Consider the following 22,062-nt stretch of genomic DNA (forward strand, 5'->3'; position numbering starts at 1 on the left):
AGGTGCAGATGCCGGGGTGTCAGCGCATCGGGAGGACGCCTAAACGCTCTGCGGCCGGACGGAATCAGGAATCTCCCCGCCCCGCCCCCGTCCTGGGGCGAGGGCGGGGCGGCCTAGGCGAGGGCGGGGCGGACGCGCGTGAGCCGCGCGAACCGGGCCGAGAGCGCGACGGCCGCCGCGGCCAGCCCCAGCGTGAGCCCCCACCACAGCCCGCGCGCGCCCCACCCCGCCCCCACGCCCAGCACGACGCCCGTGGTCAGCCCGACGCCCCAGTAGGCGCCGGCCGAGATGAGCATGGGCACGCGCGTGTCCTTGAGCCCGCGGAGCGCGCCGGCGACGGCGGCCTGCACGCCGTCGAACAGCTGGAACACGGCGGCCACGCTCAGCAGCGACGCCGCGAGCGCCGCCACGACCGGGTCCGGCGACGAGCCGGCGTAGACGGCGACGACGAGGTCGGGGCGGAGCCAGAACAGGAGCGCCGAGCACGCCATGAACGCCGCGCCCAGGCCCGCCGAGGTCCACCCTGCCCGAGCCGCCGCGCGCTCGTCGCCGGCCCCGACCGCCTGGCCCACGCGGACGCCCCCGGCCATCCCGATCCCGAGCGGGACCATGAACGCGACGCTCGCCGCGTTGAGCGCCACCTGGTGCGCGGCGAGCGCCGTCTCGGGGTCGGGGAGGCGCCCGACGAGGAGCGTGGCCGCCGTGAACAGGCCGGACTCCATCCCGAACCCGACGCCGATGGGCCAGCCCAGCGCGAACAGCTCGCGGAGCGCAACCACGTCCGGCCGGCGGAAGTCGGCGAGCACCCCGAACCGGGCGAGCGGCCCGCGCCGGACGTAGAGGGCGAGCGCCGCGGTCATGACCGTCGTCGAGACGGCCGAGCCCCACCCGGTGCCGACGAGGCCGAGGGCGGGGAGGCCCAGGGCGCCGAACATGAGCGCGTAGTTGAGCGGCACGTTCACGGCCACGCCCAGCAGCGTCACGCCGAGGACCGCGCGGGGCCGGCCGTCGCCCTCGGCGAGCCCGCGGAGCGCCGTGAACCACAGGTTGGGCACGAACCCCCAGCGGATCGCGCGGAGGTACGCGCCGGCCAGCGCCGACGTGTCGGGGTCCTGGCCGGTCCACACCAGGACGGGCTCGACGAACCCGAGCCCGATCGCAAACGGGATGCCGAGGATCGTCGCCAGCCACAGCCCCTGCCGCGCGCCGCGCGCCGCCGCGGCGTCGTCGCCAGCCCCGACCGCCTGCGCTACGGTCGGCTGCACGGCCACGAGCACGCCCACGCACACGAGCGAGGCCGTGACGTAGGTCGTCGACGCGAGCACGACGGCCGCCAGCGCCTCGGTCCCCAGCCGGCCCACCATCACGACGTCGATAAAGCTCATCGACATCTGCGCGAGCTGGACGAGCACGATGGGGACGGCGAGCGCGAGCGTGGCGCGGACCTCGCGGCCCAGGGCGGGGCGGGACATCGGGGCGGGAAGGGGGAAACGGGGGGACGAGCAGAGGCGCCACCGGCGCTCCCGGGCCGCCCCGCCCCCGGAGCCGGCCGCGTGGACGGAGTGGGGACGATCGGCCTACGTCTCGGCCCCCACGCCGCGAAGCTACCGGCCGCCTCGCCCGCGCTCGGCCCGCGCCGGGTCTTCACCCGTGGAGGCAGGGCGGGGCGGGGGCGCCGATTTGCACGCCGCCCGTCGCCCCGGGGCGGGGCGGCCGGCTATCTTTTTTCGGCATGTCCTCGCTGTCCCTCTCCTCCGCCCCGCCCGCGCTCGGCCCCGGACCGGGGGCGGCCGTGGTCGACGTCTCGGTGGTGATCGTGACGTACAACGTGCGGGGGTTTCTGGACCAGGCGCTCCGGTCGGTCGAGCGGGCCAGCGCCGGCCTGGCGGTCGAGACGTTCGTGGTCGACAACGACTCGGCGGACGGCTCGGCCGAGATGGTGCGCGAGCGGTTCCCGAACGTCCGCCTGATCGCGAACGAGGAGAACGTCGGGTTCGCGGTCGCCAACAACCAGGCGCTCCGCGAGGCGGCCGGCCGCTACGCCCTCGTCCTCAACCCGGACACGATCCTCCAGGAGGACACGCTCCGCACGCTCGTCGCCTTCATGGACGGGCACCCCGACGCGGGCGCCGTCGGGTGCCGCATCCTCAACCCCGACGGCACGTTCGCGCCCGAGAGCCGCCGCGCGTTCCCCACGCCGGCCGTCGCGTTCTACCGGATCGCCGGTCTGGCCCGGCTGTTCCCCCAGAGCCCCCGGTTCGGCCGCTACAACCTCACGCACCTCCCGGCGGACGAGGTCTGCGAGGTCGACGCCCTCAGCGGCTCGTGCATGATGGTCCGCCGCGAGGCGATGTGGGGCGGGGGGGAGGGACACGGGATGGAGAGGGATGAGGAGGGATGGGCAGAAAAGTCCGCTCCGCACGGTTCTGCTCATCTTCCCATGCCTCCGTCCCTCCATCCCTCCCCCCGCGGAGCGGGACTCCTCGACGAGGCCTTCTTCATGTACGGCGAGGATCTCGACTGGTGCTACCGGATCCAGCGGGCGGGGTGGCGGATCTATTACACGCCGGAGACGCAGATCGTCCACTACAAGGGCGAGAGCACGAAGCGGGGCGACCTCCGCTACGTGGTCCTGTTCTACGGAGCCATGCTCCGGTTCGTCGAGAAGCACGTCGGGGGCGGGGCGGGGTGGGCCGAGCGGGCGGGGACGGGGGCGCTCGCGCTCGCGCTCCGCGTGGGGATCGTGGGCCGGGCGGCCGTGGCGGCGCTGGGCCGGCTGGGGCGCGGGCTGGCAGGTCCGGCCGCCGACGGCGCGCTTGCGTGGGCGGCGCTCGCCGCCGCGGCCTGGGGCTGGTCGCAGGCCGACGGGTTCGCGTTCAGGCCGGGTTTCTACGGCCTCGTGCTCCCGGTGTACGCGCTCGCGCTCGTGGGCGGAGTGGCGCTCGCCGGCGGCTACCCGCGCGGGCGGTGGCCGCTCCGCCCGGTCGCGGTGGGCGCGGCGCTGGCGGCGCTGGCCGTCGCGACGGCCTCGTTTTTCGTCCCGTCGATCGCGTTCAGCCGCGCGGCGCTCGGGCTGGGCTTCCCGGCCGCGGCCGCCCTGCTCCTGGCGCGGCGGGTCCGCCGGCGGGTTCGGACCGCCCCGCCCCGGCGGGCGCTCGTGGTGGGCACGGCGGCCGAGGCCGAGCGGCTCCGGCGGCTCCTCGGCGGCCGGCTCCGCCCCGAGGCCGAGGTCGTCGGCTACGTCGCCGAGGTAGGCGGCGGGGGCGGGGCGGGCACGGACAGCGCGGGCGGGGCGGTGCCCCACGTGGGCCGGCCGCGCCAGCTCCGCGACCTCGCGCGCCTCCAGCACGCCGACGAAGTCGTGTTCGCCGCCGACAGCCTGACCAACACGGTCATCCTGGAGGGGATGCGCGCGCTCCGCGACCTGCCGGTCCAGCTCAAGATCCTGGCCTCGGGCCACGACCGGATCATCGGGAAGGCCTACGTCGAGGACTATGCCGCCCCGCTCCTCGAAGCCGAGCGCGCCGTCGCGCCGCTGCGGGCGGGGTGGAGCCGCCGGGCGGTCGAGGTCCCGGTGGCCTCGCTGTTCACGCTCGCCGCGCCGGCCCTGCGCGTGGCCGCGCGGCTCCGCCCGACGGCGCGGTGGCGGCGGCTGGCCGCGTTCGCCGCGCGGATGCCGTCGGTGCTGGCCGGGCGCCGCGCGCTCGTGGGCTACGACGCGGCCGGCCCGCACCCGCCGCCGGCGTGGGGGCTCCCGCCGGGCGTCGTGTCGGTGCTCGACACGCGCCGGCCGCGCCCGGCGACGATCACCGAGGCGCACCGGGCCTACTGGTTCTACGCCCAGCGGCAGTCGCCGTGGCTGGACGCCGAGATCCTGCTCCGGGCGCTGCTCCACGGGTAGGCCGCCCCGCCCACGGCAAGGGCGGGGTGGTGGTTCAGGGTGGAGGGCGCTCCGCCCGCAGACCCCCCGCCCCGCTCGGCCGCCCCGCTCGGCCGCCCCGTTCGGGCGGGGTGGCGCCGCCGCCGGCGGGCGGTACCTTGCGCGCATGGCTCACCTCCTCGACTTCGAGAAGCCCCTCGCCGACCTCGAAGCGAAGCTCGCAGAGCTCCGCCAGTTCGAGGCCGACGACGGCTCCGTCGACCTCTCCGGCCAGATCGAGGCGCTCCAGACGCGCGTCGACACGCTCCGGCAGTCGATCTACCGCGGGCTCACGCGCTGGCAGCGCGTCCAGATCGCCCGGCACCCCGAGCGGCCCTACACGCTCGACTACGTCGACGCGCTGACGACGGGCTTCGTCGAGCTCCACGGCGACCGCCTGTTCTCGGACGACCGCGCCCTCGTCGGCGGCCCGGCCACGTTCAAGGGATCGGCGTACGGCGGCGACGACCGGACGGTCATGGTGCTCGGCCACCAGAAGGGCCGCGACACGAAGCAGCGCAAGGAGCGCCGGTTCGGGATGCCCAACCCCGAGGGCTACCGGAAGGCCAAGCGCCTCATGGAGATGGCGGCCAAGTTCGGGAAGCCCGTCGTGACCTTCCTCGACACGCCCGGCGCCTACCCCGGGCTGGAGGCCGAGGAGCGTGGGCAGGCCGAGGCCATCGCCCGCAACCTGCTCGTCATGGCCCGGCTGCCGGTCCCCATCGTCGTCGTCGTGATCGGCGAGGGGGCGTCGGGCGGGGCGCTCGGGATCGGCGTCGGCGACCGCGTGCTCATGCTCGAGAACGCATGGTACTCGGTGATCTCGCCCGAGTCGTGCTCGTCGATCCTGTGGCGCTCGTGGGACCACAAGGAGGAGGCCGCCCGCGCGCTCAAGCTGACGGCCCCGGACCTCATCCAGAACGGGATCATCGACGAGATCGTCCCCGAGCCGACCGGCGGGGCGCACCACGACCCGGCCGCCACGTTCGAGGCGACGGGCCAAGCCATCGTCCGCGCCCTCGACGCGCTCCTGCCCCTGGACAGTGAGGCGCTCCTCGACCAGCGCCTCGCCAAGCTCGACGCGCTCGGGGCGTTCCGCGAGGCGGCGCCGGCCGCGTGAGCGGACCGACCCGCTCCGCCCCGCTCGCCGACAGCGCGGCGCTCCGCTACGTCCACCGCCACCGCGTCCGGTACCGCGAGTGCGACCCGATGGGCGTCGTCTACCACGCCCACGTGCTCGACTGGTTCGAGGCGGCGCGGACCGAGGCGCTCCGCTCGGCGGGCCTCCCGTACGCCGAGCTGGAGGCGAGCGGCGTCATCATGCCGGTCGTGGACGTCGCCGTCCGCTACCACGCGAGCGTGCGCTACGACGACGTGGTGGAGGTCGAGACCACGTTCCCCGAGCCGCCGCGCGTCCGCGTGCCCATCGACTACGCCGTGCGGCGCGAGGGCGAGGCGGCCGTGCTCGTCTCGGGCCGCGTGACGCTGTGCTTCGTGGACGCCGAGCGGGGGCGGCCGGTCGCCGCCCCGCCCCTGATCCGCGAGGCTTTGGCTGCGCCGTCTGCTCTGCAGGTTGACCGGGCGGGGCGGGGCGGCGGGTGAGGAGCGGCTCACCCCGCTCTCACGGCGCGGCCGGGGCGCGGCGGTCGGGCGGGGCGGCCTCGGTGAACACGCGCGACACGGCCGGGTGCGCCTCGCGGACCGCCGCCTCGATGCGCACCGACGCCTCGGCCACCTCGGGCGCCGAGAGGCCGTCGCGGAACACGACCTCGACGTTGACGAGCACGTCGTCCGGCCCCATCTGCATCGTCAGCGGGACGTCTGCGTGCGCGACGGCGGGGTCGGCCTGGGCGATCTGGCGGACGGACGCGACGACCTCGGGGGCCGCCGCCCGGCCGGTCAAGAGGCTCCGGCCCGTGGCGACGAGCGAGAGCGAGATGCCGGCCAGGAGCAGGCCGATGGCGATCGACGCGAGCCCGTCCCACATCGGGTTGCCCGTCGCGTGGCCGAGCGCGATCCCGCCCGCCGCCAGGAGGATGCCGACGAGGTCCGCCGTGTCCTCGGCGAGGACCGTGTAGACGGCGGGGTCGGAGCTTTTGCGGAACGCCTCCCACACGCCGACGCCGGGGTGGTCGCGCCGGAGCTCGCGGAGCGCGAGCAGCCACGAGCCCCCGTCGAAGAGGAAGGCGAACCCGAGGACGGCGTAGTTCCACGTCGGGTCCGTCATCTCGTTCGGGTGCTGGAGGTGCGAGACGCCCTCGTAGAACGCGAGCCCGCCGCCGATCCCGAACAGGGCCACGGCGACGAGCAGCGCCCACACGTAGAGCTCCGAGCTGTGCCCGAACGGGTGCCCCGCGTCCGCCGGCCGCTGCCCGCGCTTGACGCCGACGAGCAGGAGCACCTGGTTCCCCGTGTCCACGAGCGAGTGGATCCCCTCGGAGAGCATGGCCGACGAGCCCGTCACGGCCGCGGCCACAAACTTGACGATGGCGATCGCGAGGTTGGCGACGAAGGCGCCGTAGACGGCGATGGGGCGGTCGGCCACGGGCGGGGCGGGGGAGGAGCAGGAGCCGCCTCAAACGCCCGTCGCGGGCGGACGGTCCACCGCCCCGCCCGCAGATCTCGGGGCGGGGCGGGGTAGCACGGGTGAACGCCGCCGAGGCTGCGCTGTTAGACGGGCCCGCGATGGGGCGCCCGGTGCCGGGTGCCTCGGCTCTGCTCGTTCGCCGACCGCCCCGCCCATGCGACGCGTCCTCCTTCTGTTTGGCCTGCTCGCGGTCGGCCCGGCCGTCGCCCAGGCGCAGGTCGAGCGCCCGGCCGTGCTCCCGATGCGCGAGCGGGCGGCCGTCCAGGACCGCTGGCTCGCCGAGCGCCTCGACACGGTCGTCCCCGCCCTCATGCGCCGCCACGGCGTCGACCTATGGGTCGTCCTGGGCCGCGAGTACAACGAGGACCCCGTGCTCGAGACGATGCTGCCGGCCACGTGGCTCTCGGCCCGGCGGCGGACGGTCCTGGTGTTCCACGACCCGGGGGCGGGGCGGCCGGTCGAGCGGTTGGCCGTCGCGCGCTACGACGTCGGCCCGTTCCCGCGGGCGTGGGAGCCGGAGGACCAGCCCGACCAGTGGGCGCGCCTCGCCGAGATCGTGGCCGAGCGCGACCCCCAGCGGATCGCCGTCGACCGCTCGCCCACGTTCGCGCTCGCCGACGGCCTCGCCTCGACCGAGTACGAGGCGCTTCTCGGCGCCCTGCCCGCCCGGTACCGCGACCGCGTCGTCTCGGCCGAGCCGCTCGCGGTCGGGTGGCTCGAAACGCGGACGCCGGCCGAACTCGCCGTCTACCCGACCGTCGTGGCGCTGGCTCGGAGCATCCTGCACGAGGGGCTCTCGACGGCCGCCGTCACTCCCGGCGTCACGACCACGGACGACCTTGCGTGGTGGTACCGCGATCGCGTCCGCGGGCTCGGGCTCCGGTCGTGGTTCCACCCCGGCGTCTCGGTCCAGCGCACGAGCGGGGCGGGGCGGTCGGGCGACTTCTCGGGGCGCCCCGGCGAGACCGTCATCCAGCCCGGCGACCTCGTCTGGGTCGACTTCGGGATCGAGTACCTCGGGCTCCACACGGACACGCAGCAGATGGCCTACGTCCTGCGCCCCGGCGAGACCGCCCCGCCCGCCGGCCTCGTCGCCGGGCTGCGGGCGGCGAACCGGGTCCAGGACCTCCTCACCGGGCAGTTCGCGGCCGGGCGCACGGGGAACGAGGTCCTCGCCGCCGCGCTTGACGGCGCGCGCGCCGAGGGGATCGACGCGACGATCTACACGCACCCCATCGGGTTCCACGGCCACGGGGCGGGGCCGACGATCGGCCTGTGGGACCAGCAGGACGGCGTCCCGGGCGGCGGCGACTACCCGCTCCACCCGAGCACAGCGTACTCGATCGAGCTCAACGCGGCCGTTGCCGTGCCCGAGTGGGGCGGGCAGGCCGTCCGGTTCATGCTGGAGGAGGACGCCGTGTTCGACGGCGAGGCGGTCCGCTACCTCGACGGGCGGCAGGAGGCGCTCCTGCTCATCCCCCGCCCCGCCCGGTAGCGCGGGCGGGGCGGGGGCGATACGGTTGCTCCCGGTGGTTGTGTCTTAAGAACCCGGACGCCCTTTGCCGGTCTGTAGCCGCGAGTCAGTCAGCCCGAACAACGACCTCCGCCGCCTCCAACTCGTGCAGCGCCGTCGGTGCCAGGTCCGCCCCGTTCGGCCACACGACCGTCCCGCACACGGGGGCCACGCTCACCCGGGCGAAATACGACGGGCCCCGGAGTGGCGCGAACACCGCCCCGCCTACCCGCTCGATGAGCGGGAGCACGTTCACCCCGCGGACTTCGCCTGTGCTGAACGTGAGCTGCAGGGTGTGACCGCCGAGCGGGTCCGCGTCGGCGATGCGGAGGACGTCGGCCATGTCAGTGCGGGGGGCGACGACCGATCAGGGCTCTGGGACTGAGGGCGGGGTGGTCGAAGGCTATGGCAACAGTGCCGCCCCGCCCGGAGCGAGAGGGCGTGGTGAAACGAGCATTGGACGGCGTCAGGCCTGATCCGCCCCGCCCGGCGTAGAGACACTACGAGCGCCCGCCCCGCCCCGCAACCACCGCCCCGCTCGCACCCACGGGCGGGGTGGTGGCGCAGGGCCGACCGTAGCCTTCCACCTCGCCCGTACCCGCGGGCGGGGCGGTGGCACGAGACCCGCCGTAGCCTTCCCCACCCCGCCCTGGCCCGCGTGCTCCGCAAGATCCTCCACGTCGACATGGACGCGTTCTACGCGTCGGTCGAACAGCGCGACGACCCCGCGCTGCGCGGGCGGCCCGTGGCCGTCGGCGGGCGGGGCGGGCGCGGCGTCGTGGCCGCGGCGAGCTACGAGGCGCGGCCGTTCGGGATCTCCAGCGCCATGCCGATGGCGTGGGCGCGGCGGCGGTGCCCGGACCTCGTGGTCGTGGCCCCGCGGTTCGACGTCTACAAGGAGGTCTCGGCCCAGGTGCGCGAGGTGTTCGGGCGCTACACCGACCTCGTCGAGCCGCTCTCGCTCGACGAGGCGTACCTCGACGTGACCGAGCCGCTCGACGGGCCGGCGTCGGGGACGCTCGTCGCGCGGCGCATCCGCGCCGAGGTGCGCGAGGCGACCGGGCTCGCGTGCTCGGCTGGCGTCTCGTTCGGGAAGTTCCTCGCCAAGACGGCGTCCGGCCTCGCCAAGCCCGACGGGCTCCGCGTGATCACGCCCGACGAGGCGCCGGCGCTCGTGGCCGCGCTCCCGGTCGAGGACTTCCACGGCGTCGGCCCCGCGACGGCGGCGCGGCTCCGGGCGCTCGGCATCCGCACCGGCGCCGACCTCCAGGCGCGGTCCGAGGCCGAGCTCCGCGCCGCCCTCGGCAAGACCGGCGGGTGGCTCGCGCGCGTGGCCCGGTGCGACGACGCGCGGCCCGTCCGCCCCGACCGCGTGCGAAAGTCGGTGGGCGTCGAGCGCACGTTCGCCCACGACGTGAGCGGGGCGGACGCGCTCCTCGAACGGCTGGCCCCGCTCGCCGCCGAGCTGGCCCGCCGCCTCGACCGCCACGGGACGGCCGGGCGCACGCTCACGCTCAAGCTCAAGAGCGCCGACTTCGAGATCACGTCGCGCTCGGCCACGTTCGCCGCGCCCGTCTGGGCCGAGGCCGACCTCCTCGACCGCGGCGCCGCGCTCCTCCACCGCCCCGCCCCGCCCGCCGAGCCGGTGCGGCTGCTGGGGCTGACCGTTTCGGGGCTCATCAGCGAGGGCCGGCAACTCGTGCTCCCGTTCGACTAGGCGCCCTTCGGGGCGGTACGGGGTACTTGGTGCAGGGTACTCGGTACGGGGTGCGGCTCCGACCCTACCTGTACCTCGTACCAAGTACCCTGTACCCCACCCCGCCCATGCCGCCGACTGTCGCCCAGATCGCCGCTTCGCTCGCCGCCAAGACCGACGCCGACCGCTTGTTCCGCGAGGGCGACCCTGTGGGCGTCTGGCTCGACTCGCCCCGCCCGGTCCGCCGGCTGGGGCTGCGGCTGGAGGCCGGGCGCGCGCCGTACGCCTGGGCCGACGGGCTCGACGCCGTCCTGCTCCACCGGCCGTTCGGGCTGTGGCCGGCGCGGCTCCCCGACGGGCTCGGCGTGCTCGCCTACCACCGCGCCCTCGACGAGCGGTTCGCGGTTGGCCACAACCCCGCCCTCGCCCGCGAGCTGGGGCTGGAGCCCGAAGCCGAGCCCCTCATGCGCGGCGGCAACGTGGTCGGCCTGGTCGGTGCCCTCCCCGCCCCGCTCACCGCCGCCGACGTGCTCGGCCGCGTTGCCGACGTGCTGGGCGGGGTGGAGGAGACGGCGGGAGCGGGCGGAGCCGACGCGGGCGGGGCGGTGGAAGTCTCGCGCGTGGCGCTCGTGGGAGCTATGACGGAAGCGCTGGTCGAGGCGGCGGCCGAGCGCGGCGTCGGCGTGTACGTCACGGGCCAGGTCCGGCGGCCGGGCGTAGCGCCAGCGGAGGCGGCGGGCGTGCTCGTCGCGGCGGTAGGCCAGGAGCGGGCCGAGCGGTGGGGGCTTCGCCACCTGGGCCGCCTCGTCGCTGCGCGGTGGCCGGACGTCGATGTCGTGGACGCGGGCGGGGAGGGCCGCGGGTAGGCGACTCGTCTGCCGCCTCTTCTCTTCCCCTCCTCTTTTCGACCGCCCCGCTCCGCCCTTTGGGTCCGTCCTCTGGGTTCGCCCGTGCGCTCTCCGTGGAGGCAGAATCGGGGCGGGGTGGTGGGCGTTGACCCAAGGCCTATTGAGATCGTCTTCCGAATCCGACCATGCCGCTCCCCCTCTCTGTCCTCGACCTCGCCCCGATCCCCACTGGCGCCGACGCCGGTGAGGCGCTGCGGCGGACGGTCGACCTGGCCCGCCTCGCCGACCGGCTGGGCTACACGCGCCTGTGGTTCGCCGAGCATCACGGGATGCCGAGCGTGGCCTCGTCGGCGCCCGAGATCCTCATCGCCCACACGGCCGCCGCCACCGAGCGCATCCGCGTGGGCTCGGGCGGGGTGATGCTCCCGAACCACGCCCCGCTCCTCGTCGCCGAGCGGTTCCACACGCTGGAGGCGCTGTTCCCGGGCCGCATCGACTTAGGGATCGGGCGGGCGCCGGGGACCGACCCCGCCCACATCCGCGCGCTCCGGTCGTTCGACGCCGAGCAGTTCCCGTACCAGCTCGCCGAGTTGACGGCGCTCTCCGAGGGCGCCTTCGCCGCCGACCACCCGTTCGCGTCGGTCCGCGTGACGCCCGGAGGCGTGGCGCTCCCGCCGATCTGGCTGCTCGGGTCGAGCGGGTCGAGCGCCGCGTTCGCCGGCGCGCGCGGGCTGGGCTACGCCTTCGCGAGCCACTTTAGCCCGACGCCGGCCGCGCCCGCCCTCAACGCCTACCGCGCCGCTTTCGAGCCGTCCGAGGCGTTCCCCGAGCCGCACGCGGTCCTCGCCGTCGCCGCCGTGTGCGCTGAGACCGAGGCCGAGGCCCGGCGCCTCTCGGCCACGATGGAGCTGGCGTGGGCGCGCATCCGCACGGGCCGGTTCGACCCGCTGCCGTCGCCCGAGGAGGCGCTCGCGCACGACTACACCCCGCCCGAGCGCGCGGCCGTCGAGGCGTACCGCCAGATCGCCGTCGTGGGCACGCCCGACGCCGTCCGCGCCGAGATCGAGCGCCGCGCGGCCGCCGCCGGCGCCGACGAGGTGATGGTGACGACGAACGCGCACGGCCACGCCGACCGGCTCCGCTCGTACGAGCTGCTGGCCGAGGCGTTTGGCCTGGCCGCCCCGCCCGCGGAGCGCGCCGCGGACCTCGCCGCCGCCGCGTGAGCGCCGCCCCGCCCGTGTCGAGTCCGCCCGCGTCGGGTCCGCCCCGCGCCGTCGCCGTCATCGGGGGCGGGGCGGCCGGGCTCGTCGCCGCCGTCTTCGCCGCGCGCGCCGGTGCCCGCGTCGTGCTCCTGGAGCGGACCCGGCGGGGCGGCAAGAAGATTGTCGTCTCGGGCGGCGGCCGGTGCAACGTGCTCCCCTCGGCCGTCGACGCCGGCCGGTTCGTGACGGCGGGGTCGCCGCGCCTGCTCCGGCGGATCCTGGACTCGTGGCCGCTCCCCGAGCAGCGGGCCTTTTTCGAGCACGACCTGGGCGTTCCGCTCTCGCTCGAACCCGAGACGGGCAAGCTGTTCCCGACGTCGAACCGCGCGACCGACGTCCGCGACGCGCTCGTCGACGCCGCCCGCGCGGCCGGCGCTGACCTCCGGTTCGATACGCTCGTGACGTCGCTGGAGCCGGGCGAGGCGGACCGCAAACCGGCGGGGTGGCGCGTCGGGCTGAAAGACGCCGCCCCGCTCGACGTCGACGCGGTGGTCCTGGCGACGGGCGGCCTGTCGGTGCCCAAGACCGGGAGCGACGGGTTCGGGCTCCGCGCGGCCGAGGCGCTCGGGCTGCGCGTCGAGCCGACGTACCCGGCGCTCACCCCGCTCACGGCGGGCGACGGACAGGCCGCCCCGCACGCCGACCTCTCGGGCGTCTCGCTCGACGTGGCCGTCCGCGCGCCCGGTGACAAAAAGGCCGGGCGGGGTGGTGTCGAGGCGTCCGGCGGGTTCCTGTTCACGCACCGCGGCTACAGCGGCCCGGCCGTCCTCGACGTGTCGCACCTCGCGACGCTCTCGCGGACCCTGGATGACGGCGGCCAGCCGGTCCTCGTGCGCTGGGCCCACCGCGACGCCGGGGCGTGGGACGCGGCGTTCCAAGCGCCCGGCCCCGGCACGGTCCTGGGCGACCTGCGTGATGCCCTCCCCGCCCGCCTCGCCGAAGCGTTGCTCTCCGAGGCCGACGTGCCTACCGACCGCAACCGGGCCGACCTCCGCCGCGACGAGCGCCGCCGCCTCGTGGCCGTCCTCACCGAGTATCCGCTGCCGTGGACCGGCGACGAGGGCTACAAAAAGGCTGAGGTGACGGGGGGCGGGGTGGCGCTTTCCGAAGTGGCCGCGCACTCGCTCGAAGCCCGCTCGCGGCCCGGCCTGTTCTTGTGCGGCGAGGTGCTCGACGCGTTCGGCCCCATCGGCGGCTACAACTTCCTCTGGGCGTGGGCCACGGGGCGTCTCGCGGGCCGCGCGGCCGGTGCTCCCTGAGCGGGGCGGGGAGGGCGTCTTGAACTTTCCGGGCGCAGGACTCGTTGGACGCACCACCCCGCCCGTTGGGGTCCCCTCTCACACTCGACCCCTGCCCCCATGCTCACCGGACTCATTTTTTGGATTGTCGTCGGCGCGATCGCCGGCTGGCTCGCAGAGAAGATCATGAAGGCCAACATGGGCCTCGGCATGAACATCGTCATCGGCATCGTCGGCGCCCTCATCGGCGGGTTCGTCGTCGGCCTGCTCCCGTTCGTCGACGCCGACGGCGGCTTTTTCTGGAGCATCCTAGTGGCGACGCTCGGCGCCGTCATCCTGCTCTGGGCCGTGAACAAGTTCAAGGAGCACTCGGCCGCCTAGCCCGCCCCGCTCCGTCCTCCGCGGGCGGCCCGTCTCCCGGCGGGCCGCCCGCCTCTGTTTCCCCCCCGCCGTGCTTCGCCCCCTCGCCCTCCTGCTCCTGGCCGCCCTCGCCCTCGCCGCCTGCGGCACCGACGCGCCGGTCGACCCCGACCAGACCGTCGTCGTCCCCGAGGCCGACGTCGAGCGGTTCCGGGCCGACGTGTTCCAGGAGACGTTGGACATCGACGCCGCGCTCGCGCGCCTCGAAGGCGAGGCCGCCGGTGCCGACTCGGTCGTGCAGGCCGCGTACGACCCGGTCCTCGAGCGGCTCCGCGAGCAGCGCCGCCGGTTCCAGGTCCGCGTCGACAGCCTCCGCCCCGCCCCGCGCGCCGCGTTCGACTCGACACAAACGGCTATTCTGGTGCAGGCGCGGGGGCTCCGCGAGGCCGTCCGCCGCGGGCGCTACGACGCCGCCCCGAGCTACGCCGCGCTCCAAGCCGCCGCGGGGCGCGGGATCGCCGAGGTCGACGAGCGCCTCGTCGCGCTCCGCCCGTATGCCGCCGCCGACACGACGGGCCGGTTCGGGCGCGCGCTCGACTCGCTCGCCGCCGACCGCGACCGGCTCCGCGAGCGGCTCCGCGCCTACCCCGACACGTCGGCCGCTCAGTTTCCCCCGTTCCGCGGCGCGTTCACCGACCGGGCGCTCGACCTGGACGCCCGCGTCGACTCGGCCGCCACCGACACCGTAGGCGTGGACCTGGGGGCGGGGCGGTAAGCGACGGGCGGGGCGCCGACCACCCCGCCCTCAACGAAACCGCCCCGCCCGGGCAGACCTGGGCGGGGCGGGGGCTCGGAATCCGCCGTTCGTTATTCCGCCGGAACCTCTTCGTTCACATACGCCACGCCCCACGCCACGAGCGCGTCGGCGGCCTCCTGGCTGTCGGCCTCGGAGTAGACGCGGAGGACGGGCTCGGTGCCGGACGGCCGGAACAGGAGCCACCCGTTCTCGACCCGGAACTTGAACCCGTCGAGCGTCTCGGTCTTCACGACCGGCTGGCCGTCGACCGTCTTCAGGCCGTCCTCGGCCAGCTCCTTGAGGACCGCCTGCTTGCGGGCGTCCGTCGTGTGGAGGTCGTTGCGGGCCTGGAAGTGCGGGCCGAACTCGTCCGACAGCTCGCGCACGAGGCCCGAGAGCGTCCGCTCGCGCTTGACCATCATCTCGATGACCGTCAGGCCGATGTAGAGCCCGTCGCGCTCGTAGATGTGGCCCTTGACGGCCATGCCGCCAGACTCCTCCCCGCCCACGAGCACGTCGCCCTCGACCATCTTGGGGCCGATGTACTTGAACCCGATGGGCGTCGTCTGGACCGTGAGCCCGTACTTCTGGCCCATCTTGTCGAGCATGTCGGTCGTCGAGAACGTCTTGACGACGTCGCCCTTCAGCCCCTTCTCCTCGTGGAGGTACTTGACGAGGAGCGCGAGGATTGAGTGGGAGTCGACGAACGTGCCCTCCTCGTCGACCAGCCCGATCCGATCGGCGTCGCCATCGGTGGCGAGGCCGGCTGCGGCGTTCTTGTCGATGACGGCCTTGAGGAGGCCGTCGAGGTTTTTCTCGATGGGCTCCGGCGCCTGCCCGTGCATGCCCGGGTTGAGCTCGTGGTGGAGCTCGACCACGCGCGTCTTGCCCAGGAGCTCGGTCACGACGCCCTGGCCGGCGCCGTACATGGCGTCGTAGGCCACCTTCGTCCCGGCCTCCTTGATCGCGTCGACGTCGATCCGCTCGCGGAGCAGGTCGACGTACTCGGTCTGGAGGTCGAACGTCTCGATAAGCCCCTCGCCGACGAGGTCGTCGTACGGGCGGGGCGGGGCGGCCTCGCCCAGCGACCCCATTCCGGCCTCGACGGCGGCGATCATGTCGGGCGTGGCCGGGCCGCCAAAGTGGGCCTTGATCTTGAACCCGTTGTAGGCCGGCGGGTTGTGGCTCGCGGTGATGACGATGCCGGCCGTGTGGCCGCCGTCGGCGGTCTTCCAACTCACGGCCGGCGTCGTCGCGAACCCGTCCGCGAGGCGGACGCGGACGCCGTTCGAGGCGAACACGCGGGCCACGAAGCGGGCAAACGCCTCGCCTTGGAAGCGCGTGTCGTGGGCGACGACGACGCTCCCGTCGCCGTCCTCCTGCTGGCCGACCCACGCGGCGGTCGCGCGGGCGACGGTCTCCAGGTTCTCGAACGTGTAGCCGTCGGCGATCACGGCGCGCCAGCCGTCGGTACCAAACTTGATCTCTGACATGGGGGAGGGCAAAACCCGGGGGCGGGGTGGGCGCGCCGCACGGCGCGAGGAACGGGAAAGCTACCGTCGGGCGGGCGGCGGAGCCGTGGGGGAAACTCCGCGACCGCGGTGCCGGACGTGGTGTCAGCGGGCGGGGCGGGGCCGTGGGTGACGAGTGATGGGTGACGAGCGAAAGGCGCCGCCCCGCCCGTCGCGCTACTCGGGGCGGGGTGGCGCGCGAACCTGCCGCCCCGCCCAGCCTATCTCGCTCGTGGCGAGGGCGGGGCGGGAAACGACCACCCCGCCCATTACCCGTCACTCGTACCCCATCACCCGTTCAAGCGCGCGTCAGGCGCCGGTGCGGGCCGGTCGGCTCGTCGTCGGCGACGCCCAGGCGCTCTTTGCGGTCGGCCTCGTACTCGGCGTAGTTGCCGGGGTAGAAGAAGACGCCGCCGTCCTCGAAGGCCAGGATGTGCGTGGCGACGCGGTTGAGGAACCAGCGGTCGTGCGAGATGACGACGGCGCACCCGCCGAAGGCGAGCAGCGCCTCTTCGAGCGCACGCAGCGTGTTGACGTCGAGGTCGTTCGTGGGCTCGTCGAGGAGGAGCACGTTGGCGCCCTCCTTGAGCGTGACGGCCAGCTGGAGCCGGCCGCGCTCGCCGCCGGACAGCGTGCCCACCTTCTTTTGCTGGTCCTGCCCGCCAAAGTTGAACCGGCCCACGTAGGCGCGCGAGTTGACCTCGCGGCTCCCGAGCTGGATAAAGTCCGCCCCGCCCGAGATCGTCTCCCAGACCGTCTTGTTCGGGTCGAGGTCGCGGTCCTGGTTGACGTACCCGATCTGGACCGTGTCGCCCACCTTGAACTCGCCGACGTCGGGCGCCTCGGACCCGGTGATCATGCGGAACAGGGTCGTCTTGCCGGCCCCGTTCGGGCCGATCACGCCGACGATGCCGCCGGGCGGGAGGTCGAACGTGAGGTCCTCGACGAGCGTCCGCCCGTCGTAGCCCTTTTTGACGCCCTCGGCCTGGACGACGACGCGGCCGAGGCGCGGCCCCGGCGGGATGTAGATCTCGAGCTCGTCGCGGCGCTCGTCCGGGAGCCCGGCCTGGAGCTCCTCGTAGCGCGCGAGCCGCGCCTTCGACTTGGTCCGCTGGCCCTTGGCGTTTTGGCGGACCCACTCGAGCTCCTGGTGGATTGTCTTCTGCCGCTTCGAGGCGTCCTTCTCCTCGGCCTTCAGGCGGGCCTCCTTCTGCTCGAGCCACGACGTGTAGTTGCCCTCGAACGGGATGCCCTTGCCGCGGTCGAGCTCCAGGATCCACCCCGCCACGTTGTCGAGGAAGTAGCGGTCGTGCGTGACGGCGATGACCGTCCCCTCGTACTGCGCGAGGTGCTGCTCGAGCCACGCGACGGACGCGGCGTCGAGGTGGTTCGTGGGCTCGTCGAGCAGGAGCACGTCGGGCGCTTGCAGGAGGAGCCGGACGAGCGCCACGCGGCGCTTCTCGCCGCCCGAGAGCGGGCCGACCGCGGCGTCGGCGGGCGGGCAGTGGAGGGCGTCCATGGCCTGCTGGAGGCGGGCGTCGACGTCCCACGCGCCGAGCCGGTCGATGTCCTCCTGGACCTTGCCCTGCTCAGCGATGAGTGCGTCGAAGTCAGCGTCGGGCTCGGCGAAGGCGGCTGAGATCTCCTCGTAGCGCTTGAGGAGCCCGACGGCCTCGGACATCCCCTCCTCGACGACGTCGCGGACGGTCCGCGACGGGTCGCCCAGGTCGGGCTCCTGCTCCAGCATCCCGATCGTGATGCCGGGCTGCTTCTGGATCTCGCCGTCGTACTTGTCGTCCTGGCCCGCGATGATGCGGAGGAGCGTGGACTTGCCGGCCCCGTTCAGGCCCAGGACGCCAATCTTGGCGCCGTAGTAGAACGAGAGGTAGATGTTGTCGAGGATCTTCTTCCCCGTCGGCAGGGTCTTGCCGACGCCGAGCATGGAGAAGATGATTTTCTGGTCGCTCACGGTCGCTGCGTCTGTGTGCCGACCAAGCTAGAGGGCCGCCGCCCCGCCCGCGGTGGATTCGCGGTGGACACGGGGGCGGGGTGGTTGAGAGGTTCGGGGTTCTGTCTCCCTGGCCGCCCCGCCCGTTTGCCAGGGCGGGGTGGAGGGTAGAGCCAGAGCCGCCCCGCCCGGGCGGCCGCGCCTTATGGTGGGCGGGGTGGCACGCCCGAGGACACGACGCATCGTGTCCCTACGGGTGCTCGGACGAGGGCGCGACTCCGGCCCCTCTACCCCTGACCGCCCCGCCCGGGCGTCGCCTACGGGGTCCCGATCGAGGACGGGCTCCCCAGGTGCAGCGCCTCCTCGGTGAGCGCGTGGTAGCGCTCGGCCCAGTCGAGGGCGGCCTCCCAGGTGCCGGCGTCGATCTCGAGCCGGGCGGCCACCTCGCGGAGCGCCTCGACCTCGCGCGGGTCCAGGCGGCCGTCGGCGTAGCCGACCAGGAGCAGGTCGAGGAGCACCACCACGCGCGCGCGCTCGGTCCCGAACAGGAGGTTCAGGTCGCCGACGGCGTGGGGCGCGTCGGCGTGCTCGGCCTCCAGCCCGGACTCGGTGTAGAGGCGGTCGAGCCGCTCGACCTCCTGGATGGAGAGGCGGCGGTCCGCGTCGATCACCTGGCGGGCGAGGACGAGGAAGGCGCGGCGCTGGTCGGCGCTCAGTTCGTGCAGGAACACGGCGGGGCGGGGAACACGGAGCGGCAAAGTAACCGCTCTGGCCCCCCGCTCGTGCCCGGCCCGCAACCGCAACGGCGGGCTAGGGACGGCGCCGCGCCCCGCCCGGGCGGGGTGGAGGCCGGCCGCGGCGAGTGGGGCGGCGACGAGCCGGCGGAGCCCGGCGGCCGGCACCTTCGACGAGGCGGCCGCCCCGCCCGCGCCAACGGCCTCTTCCGCCGGACGCGGCGCGGCGTGACGAGCGAGGGCGGGGCGGACGTCGGGCGACCGCAGCGGGCGGGGCGGGGACCAGGCGGAAACCCGTTCGGGTCCAGGCCGAAACGGTGGGCGTCGCGCCGGCGTCCTCGCCGAAACCTACGGGACCCCTATGACCCTCGCCGTCCTCGGCGCCACCGGCCGCACCGGGCGCCCCCTCGTCCAGCAGGCGCTCGCCGCCGGCCACCACGTCACGGCCCTCGCGCGGACGCCCTCGTCGCTCGGCATCGACCACCCCGCCCTCACCGTCGTCCAGGGCGACGCTTTGGACGCGGCCGACGTCGACCGCGTCGTCGACGGCGCCGACGCCGTGCTCCTCACGCTCGGCCACACGAAGGGGTCGCCGCCGGACCTCATGGCCCGGGCGGCCCAGAACGTGGTCGCGGCCATGAAGGCGCACGGCGTCCGCCGTGTCGTCACCGAAACCGGCGCCGGCGTTACGGACCCCAAGGACCCGGGCGGGTTTGCCCCGCGGCTCGTCGGCGGGATCATGAAGGTGGTCGCCAAAACCCTCCTGGCCGACTCCAAGGCCCACGTCGACGCTTTCCGCCGCTCGGGCCTGGAGTGGACCGCCGTCCGCGCCCCGCGCCTGACCGACGGGCCGCAGACGGGCCGCTACAAAACCGGCTACTTCTCGATGGGCCTGGGCCACAGCGTCTCTCGCGCCGACGTGGCCGACCTGATGCTCGACCTCGCCACGTCGGACCGCTTTGCCGGCGAGGCCCCGATGGTCACGGACGCGTAGCCCACCCCGCCGTCGGCCGCCCCGCTCGGCCCGTTAAAAATGTCCGAGGGCGGGGTGGAGGCGCGGCCTCGGCGGACACCGCCCCGCCCTCGCGCGTAGCCCCGCCTCTGCTGCGCCGCCATGCCCGCCCCGCCCGACCTGTCTTCCCGCGTCGCCCTCGTCGCCGGCGCCAGCCGCGGCGTCGGGCGGGGCGTCGCGCTCGCGCTCGGCGAGGCCGGCGCGACCGTCTACGTCACCGGGCGGACGCTCAAGAGCCAGCGCCGCCGCGACGTGCCCGGTAACATCGACGAGACGGCCTCGGACGTGACGCGGGCCGGCGGGCGGGGCGTGGCCGTCCAGACCGACCACACGCGCGTCGAGGACGTCCGCGCGCTCCTCTCCCGCATCGAGGCCGACGCGGGCGGACTAGACCTCCTCGTGAACGCCGTCTGGGGCGGCCACGAGGGACCGGCGGCTGGCGGACCGTTCTGGGAGCAGCCGCTCGCGCGGTGGGACGCCACCATGCGCTCGGGCGTCTGGGCGGCGCTCCTCACGTCCCGGTTTGCCGCCCCGCTCCTCCGCGACGGCGCGCTCGTGGCGACGGTCACGTTCGAGGACCGCGGACGGTACACCGGCAGCGTGTACGACGACGTGGCGCAGGCGTCGCTCGCGCGGCTCGCGTTCGGGATGGCGCAGGACCTCCGGCCGCGCGGTGTCACGTCGGTGGCCGTCTCGCCCGGCTTCGTCCGCACCGAGCGGGTGCTGGCGGCCTATGGAGCGACGGAGCGGACGTGGGCGCGCGTGCCCGCGCTGGCCGGATCGGAGAGCCCGCGCTACGTCGGCCGTGCCGTCGCCGCGCTTGCCGCCGACCCCACGGCCTTCCTGCGCACGGGGCAGACGCTGCTCGCTGCCGACCTCGCGCGCGAGGTCGGCGTCGTAGACGTCGACGGGACGCAGCCCGGTCCGCTCCGGCTGCCGGACGGAGCCGCCCCGCCCGCGCACGGATGAGCAGGGCGCTTCGCTGTCGGGGAGGGGCGGTGCGCCGGGACCGCGTGCGCCGGGGCCGCGTGCGCCCCCGTTGCGTTTGGAGGGCGGGGTGGGCACCTTCCCCCCAGACCCGCCGCCGCCTGTGACCCTCGACGCCCTCACGCTCGTCGTCCCCACCAAGGACGAGGCCCACAACGTCGGCCCGTTTCTGGCCAGCCTCGACCCGCGCCTCCGCGTGGTCGTCGTCGACGCGAGCACGGACGGGACGGCCGACCTCGTCCGCCGCCTCCGCCCCGAGCGGACGACGGTCCTGGAGGTGCCGAGCTCGATCCCCGAGGCCCGGCAGATTGGGCTGGAGGCGGCCGAGACCGAGTGGATCCTGTTCACCGACATCGACGTGTCGTTCGGCCGCGGCTACTGGTCCGCGTGGGAGGCCCTCGACCTGGGGCCGCGCGTGGGCGCTGTCCAGGGCGGCAAGTACAGCGCCGACGCCGAGTACCGGACGTACTACCGGCTGTTCTCGCTCGGCATCCGCGTGCTCGCGTGGCTCACCGTCCCGGCCGGGTCGGGGTCCAACATGGTCCTCCGGCGCCGCGCGCTCCTCGACGCCGGCGGGTTCGACCCAGCGCTGACGGCGAACGAGGACATCTACGCGCTGTGGACCGTCCGCCGGGCGGGGTGGCGCGTCGTCTACGCCCCGGCGCTCCGAGTCTACGAGCGCGACCACCGCCGGCTTCGGCAGGGCCGCCTGCGAAAGACGCTCCACGGGTGGATCCGCCCGCTCCTGCTCTTCACCGGCGCCGGCGCCGGCTGGGTCCGCGCGTCGAGCTGGGGCTACTGGAAAAACCGGAACGGCCCCGGCGGACCGCCCGCTGGCGAGCGGTCCTGACTACGGGAGCGCCTCGGACGGCTCGACCTGCTCGGGCGCGTCGAGCCCGCCGCCCCCGATGCCGCCCGTCGTCTCGCCGCCCCGCTGGGACAGCAAGAACACGATGAGGAGGAGCGTGAGCACACCCACGACGAGGAGGGCGATGCCGAACGGGCTGCGGCGCTTGGCGGTGTTGTCGGCCATGAGGGGCGGGGTGGGAGAGGGGCAGACGAACGCAGACCGCCCCGCCCCGGGTTTCCCGGACATCGGCCTCTGGAAACGCAGAGGGCGGGGTGGCGCGCTCTGCAGCGCCTCAACGTGGGAGCGGCGAGGCCACCGGCGAACGGCGCGCGCCTCGGGCGCTACGTCCGCGGCAGCGTAAGGCTGGCGTACCAGCCCTGCTCAATCGCCGTCTTTCGCTTGTGGCAGTTCGCGCACCGGACCTCGCACTTGGCAATCTCGGCGTCGAGCTTGGCGAGGCTGAACTGGCGAACGGCCATGTCTGACAGGGAGCCGACCTTCCGCCCTCGCACGTGGTCAAACTCCAAGACAACGGGGTCCGTTTCGCCGCAGTCCACGCACGGGTGCGCGGCGAGGTAGTCTCATAGGTGCCCCGTGTTCCGGACCTTGTATGCGTCGTTCCGAGCGCGCTGGGTACTCCCCCGCCGACGGTACCACTCCCTCTGAACCTCGGCCTTGCATACCCGGCAGTACGTCTGTAAGCCGTCCCTTCTCCGCCGGTTTCTGTGGAAGGCGGCAGACGGTAACGTCTGTTCACACTTCGCGCACCGTTTCACCTGAGGAGTCATCGTCGCCGGGGAG

21 protein-coding genes are annotated in these 22,062 nt (G+C 74.5%); 13 read left to right on the forward strand and 8 right to left on the reverse strand.

Annotation, left to right across the window (positions count from 1 at the left end; genetic code table 11):
• Positions 1-113: 113 nt before the first annotated feature.
• Positions 114-1,472 (reverse strand): MATE family efflux transporter, encoded by a 1,359-nt coding sequence (locus RM540_RS06235; RefSeq protein ID WP_311662688.1) that lies wholly within the window; start codon positions 1,470-1,472, stop codon positions 114-116.
• A gap of 260 nt (positions 1,473-1,732) precedes the next feature.
• Between RM540_RS06235 and RM540_RS06240 the strand changes: the two genes are divergently transcribed.
• The 3 genes from RM540_RS06240 (at position 1,733) to RM540_RS06250 (ending at position 5,521) form a co-directional block, all read left to right on the forward strand.
• Positions 1,733-3,901, forward strand: a complete 2,169-nt coding sequence (locus RM540_RS06240) for a glycosyltransferase family 2 protein (protein ID WP_311662689.1) — start codon at positions 1,733-1,735, stop codon at positions 3,899-3,901.
• Between the two features lie 145 nt (positions 3,902-4,046).
• On the forward strand, positions 4,047-5,039 hold the full coding sequence (locus RM540_RS06245; protein ID WP_311662690.1) for an acetyl-CoA carboxylase carboxyltransferase subunit alpha: 993 nt from the start codon (positions 4,047-4,049) through the stop codon (positions 5,037-5,039).
• Entirely contained in the window at positions 5,036-5,521 is a 486-nt protein-coding gene (locus RM540_RS06250; RefSeq protein ID WP_311662691.1) for an acyl-CoA thioesterase, read from the forward strand. The genes RM540_RS06245 and RM540_RS06250 overlap by 4 nt, the downstream gene beginning before the upstream one ends.
• Positions 5,522-5,540: 19 nt before the next feature.
• Here RM540_RS06250 and RM540_RS06255 read toward each other — a convergent pair whose 3' ends face one another.
• Complete coding sequence (locus RM540_RS06255) at positions 5,541-6,464, reverse strand: cation diffusion facilitator family transporter (protein WP_311662692.1); 924 nt, start codon at positions 6,462-6,464, stop codon at positions 5,541-5,543.
• Positions 6,465-6,660: 196 nt separating this feature from the next.
• Here RM540_RS06255 and RM540_RS06260 point away from each other — a divergent pair, with 196 nt between their 5' ends.
• On the forward strand, positions 6,661-8,001 hold the full coding sequence (locus RM540_RS06260) for a M24 family metallopeptidase (RefSeq protein ID WP_311662693.1): 1,341 nt from the start codon (positions 6,661-6,663) through the stop codon (positions 7,999-8,001).
• A gap of 85 nt (positions 8,002-8,086) precedes the next feature.
• Here RM540_RS06260 and RM540_RS06265 read toward each other — a convergent pair whose 3' ends face one another.
• Complete coding sequence (locus RM540_RS06265) at positions 8,087-8,362, reverse strand: DUF2442 domain-containing protein (protein WP_311662694.1); 276 nt, start codon at positions 8,360-8,362, stop codon at positions 8,087-8,089.
• Positions 8,363-8,677: 315 nt separating this feature from the next.
• Here RM540_RS06265 and dinB point away from each other — a divergent pair, with 315 nt between their 5' ends.
• From dinB to RM540_RS06295, 6 genes are all read left to right on the forward strand, one after another.
• A complete protein-coding gene (gene dinB / locus RM540_RS06270) occupies positions 8,678-9,736 on the forward strand; it encodes a DNA polymerase IV (RefSeq protein ID WP_311662695.1) in 1,059 nt (352 codons plus the stop codon).
• A gap of 107 nt (positions 9,737-9,843) precedes the next feature.
• Positions 9,844-10,581: a Nif3-like dinuclear metal center hexameric protein gene (locus tag RM540_RS06275; protein ID WP_311662696.1), complete on the forward strand. Its 738-nt coding sequence runs from the start codon at positions 9,844-9,846 to the stop codon at positions 10,579-10,581.
• A gap of 167 nt (positions 10,582-10,748) precedes the next feature.
• Positions 10,749-11,786, forward strand: a complete 1,038-nt coding sequence (locus RM540_RS06280; protein ID WP_311662697.1) for an LLM class flavin-dependent oxidoreductase — start codon at positions 10,749-10,751, stop codon at positions 11,784-11,786.
• A 14-nt stretch (positions 11,787-11,800) separates the two neighbouring features.
• Positions 11,801-13,084, forward strand: a complete 1,284-nt coding sequence (locus tag RM540_RS06285) for a BaiN/RdsA family NAD(P)/FAD-dependent oxidoreductase (RefSeq protein ID WP_311662698.1) — start codon at positions 11,801-11,803, stop codon at positions 13,082-13,084.
• 99 nt (positions 13,085-13,183) lie between these two features.
• Entirely contained in the window at positions 13,184-13,444 is a 261-nt protein-coding gene (locus RM540_RS06290; protein ID WP_311662699.1) for a GlsB/YeaQ/YmgE family stress response membrane protein, read from the forward strand.
• Between the two features lie 70 nt (positions 13,445-13,514).
• Positions 13,515-14,198 (forward strand): hypothetical protein, encoded by a 684-nt coding sequence (locus RM540_RS06295; RefSeq protein WP_311662700.1) that lies wholly within the window; start codon positions 13,515-13,517, stop codon positions 14,196-14,198.
• 92 nt (positions 14,199-14,290) lie between these two features.
• On the opposite strand, the gene RM540_RS06300 is transcribed toward RM540_RS06295, so the two are convergent.
• The 3 genes from RM540_RS06300 to RM540_RS06310 form a co-directional block, all read right to left on the reverse strand.
• Entirely contained in the window at positions 14,291-15,712 is a 1,422-nt protein-coding gene (locus RM540_RS06300; RefSeq protein ID WP_311662701.1) for a phosphoglucomutase/phosphomannomutase family protein, read from the reverse strand.
• Positions 15,713-16,028: 316 nt separating this feature from the next.
• Positions 16,029-17,699, reverse strand: a complete 1,671-nt coding sequence (gene ettA, locus RM540_RS06305; protein WP_311662702.1) for an energy-dependent translational throttle protein EttA — start codon at positions 17,697-17,699, stop codon at positions 16,029-16,031.
• Between the two features lie 296 nt (positions 17,700-17,995).
• A complete protein-coding gene (locus RM540_RS06310; protein WP_311662703.1) occupies positions 17,996-18,409 on the reverse strand; it encodes a TerB family tellurite resistance protein in 414 nt (137 codons plus the stop codon).
• A 364-nt stretch (positions 18,410-18,773) separates the two neighbouring features.
• On the opposite strand from RM540_RS06310, the gene RM540_RS06315 reads away from it, so the two are divergent.
• The 3 genes from RM540_RS06315 to RM540_RS06325 all read left to right on the forward strand — a co-directional run bounded on the left by RM540_RS06315 (position 18,774) and on the right by RM540_RS06325 (position 21,261).
• Positions 18,774-19,406, forward strand: a complete 633-nt coding sequence (locus RM540_RS06315) for an NAD(P)-dependent oxidoreductase (RefSeq protein WP_311662704.1) — start codon at positions 18,774-18,776, stop codon at positions 19,404-19,406.
• 120 nt (positions 19,407-19,526) lie between these two features.
• Positions 19,527-20,393 (forward strand): SDR family oxidoreductase, encoded by an 867-nt coding sequence (locus tag RM540_RS06320; RefSeq protein ID WP_311662705.1) that lies wholly within the window; start codon positions 19,527-19,529, stop codon positions 20,391-20,393.
• Positions 20,394-20,514: 121 nt separating this feature from the next.
• Positions 20,515-21,261, forward strand: a complete 747-nt coding sequence (locus RM540_RS06325) for a glycosyltransferase family 2 protein (protein WP_311662706.1) — start codon at positions 20,515-20,517, stop codon at positions 21,259-21,261.
• Here RM540_RS06325 and RM540_RS06330 read toward each other — a convergent pair whose 3' ends face one another.
• Entirely contained in the window at positions 21,262-21,444 is a 183-nt protein-coding gene (locus RM540_RS06330; protein ID WP_311662707.1) for a hypothetical protein, read from the reverse strand.
• Between the two features lie 158 nt (positions 21,445-21,602).
• The gene (locus RM540_RS06335) at positions 21,603-21,740 is read right to left on the reverse strand and encodes a hypothetical protein (protein ID WP_311662708.1); all 138 of its coding nucleotides are present in this window, start codon (positions 21,738-21,740) and stop codon (positions 21,603-21,605) included.
• Positions 21,741-22,062 lie beyond the last annotated feature (322 nt).

It is taken from the genome of Rubrivirga litoralis, assembly GCF_031846415.1.
GTDB lineage: Bacteria > Bacteroidota > Rhodothermia > Rhodothermales > Rubricoccaceae > Rubrivirga > Rubrivirga litoralis.

Coding starts and splice junctions, on each gene's coding strand:
- RM540_RS06245 (WP_311662690.1), top strand. CDS start 4,047: ATGGCTCACCTCCTCGACTTCGAGAAGCCCCTCGCCGACCTCGAAGCG.
- RM540_RS06260 (WP_311662693.1), top strand. CDS start 6,661: ATGCGACGCGTCCTCCTTCTGTTTGGCCTGCTCGCGGTCGGCCCGGCC.
- RM540_RS06315 (WP_311662704.1), top strand. CDS start 18,774: ATGACCCTCGCCGTCCTCGGCGCCACCGGCCGCACCGGGCGCCCCCTC.
- RM540_RS06320 (WP_311662705.1), top strand. CDS start 19,527: ATGCCCGCCCCGCCCGACCTGTCTTCCCGCGTCGCCCTCGTCGCCGGC.
- RM540_RS06235 (WP_311662688.1), bottom strand. CDS start 1,472: ATGTCCCGCCCCGCCCTGGGCCGCGAGGTCCGCGCCACGCTCGCGCTC.
- RM540_RS06265 (WP_311662694.1), bottom strand. CDS start 8,362: ATGGCCGACGTCCTCCGCATCGCCGACGCGGACCCGCTCGGCGGTCAC.
- RM540_RS06335 (WP_311662708.1), bottom strand. CDS start 21,740: ATGGCCGTTCGCCAGTTCAGCCTCGCCAAGCTCGACGCCGAGATTGCC.
- RM540_RS06275 (WP_311662696.1), top strand. CDS start 9,844: ATGCCGCCGACTGTCGCCCAGATCGCCGCTTCGCTCGCCGCCAAGACC.
- RM540_RS06300 (WP_311662701.1), bottom strand. CDS start 15,712: ATGTCAGAGATCAAGTTTGGTACCGACGGCTGGCGCGCCGTGATCGCC.
- RM540_RS06280 (WP_311662697.1), top strand. CDS start 10,749: ATGCCGCTCCCCCTCTCTGTCCTCGACCTCGCCCCGATCCCCACTGGC.
- RM540_RS06240 (WP_311662689.1), top strand. CDS start 1,733: ATGTCCTCGCTGTCCCTCTCCTCCGCCCCGCCCGCGCTCGGCCCCGGA.
- RM540_RS06290 (WP_311662699.1), top strand. CDS start 13,184: ATGCTCACCGGACTCATTTTTTGGATTGTCGTCGGCGCGATCGCCGGC.
- RM540_RS06330 (WP_311662707.1), bottom strand. CDS start 21,444: ATGGCCGACAACACCGCCAAGCGCCGCAGCCCGTTCGGCATCGCCCTC.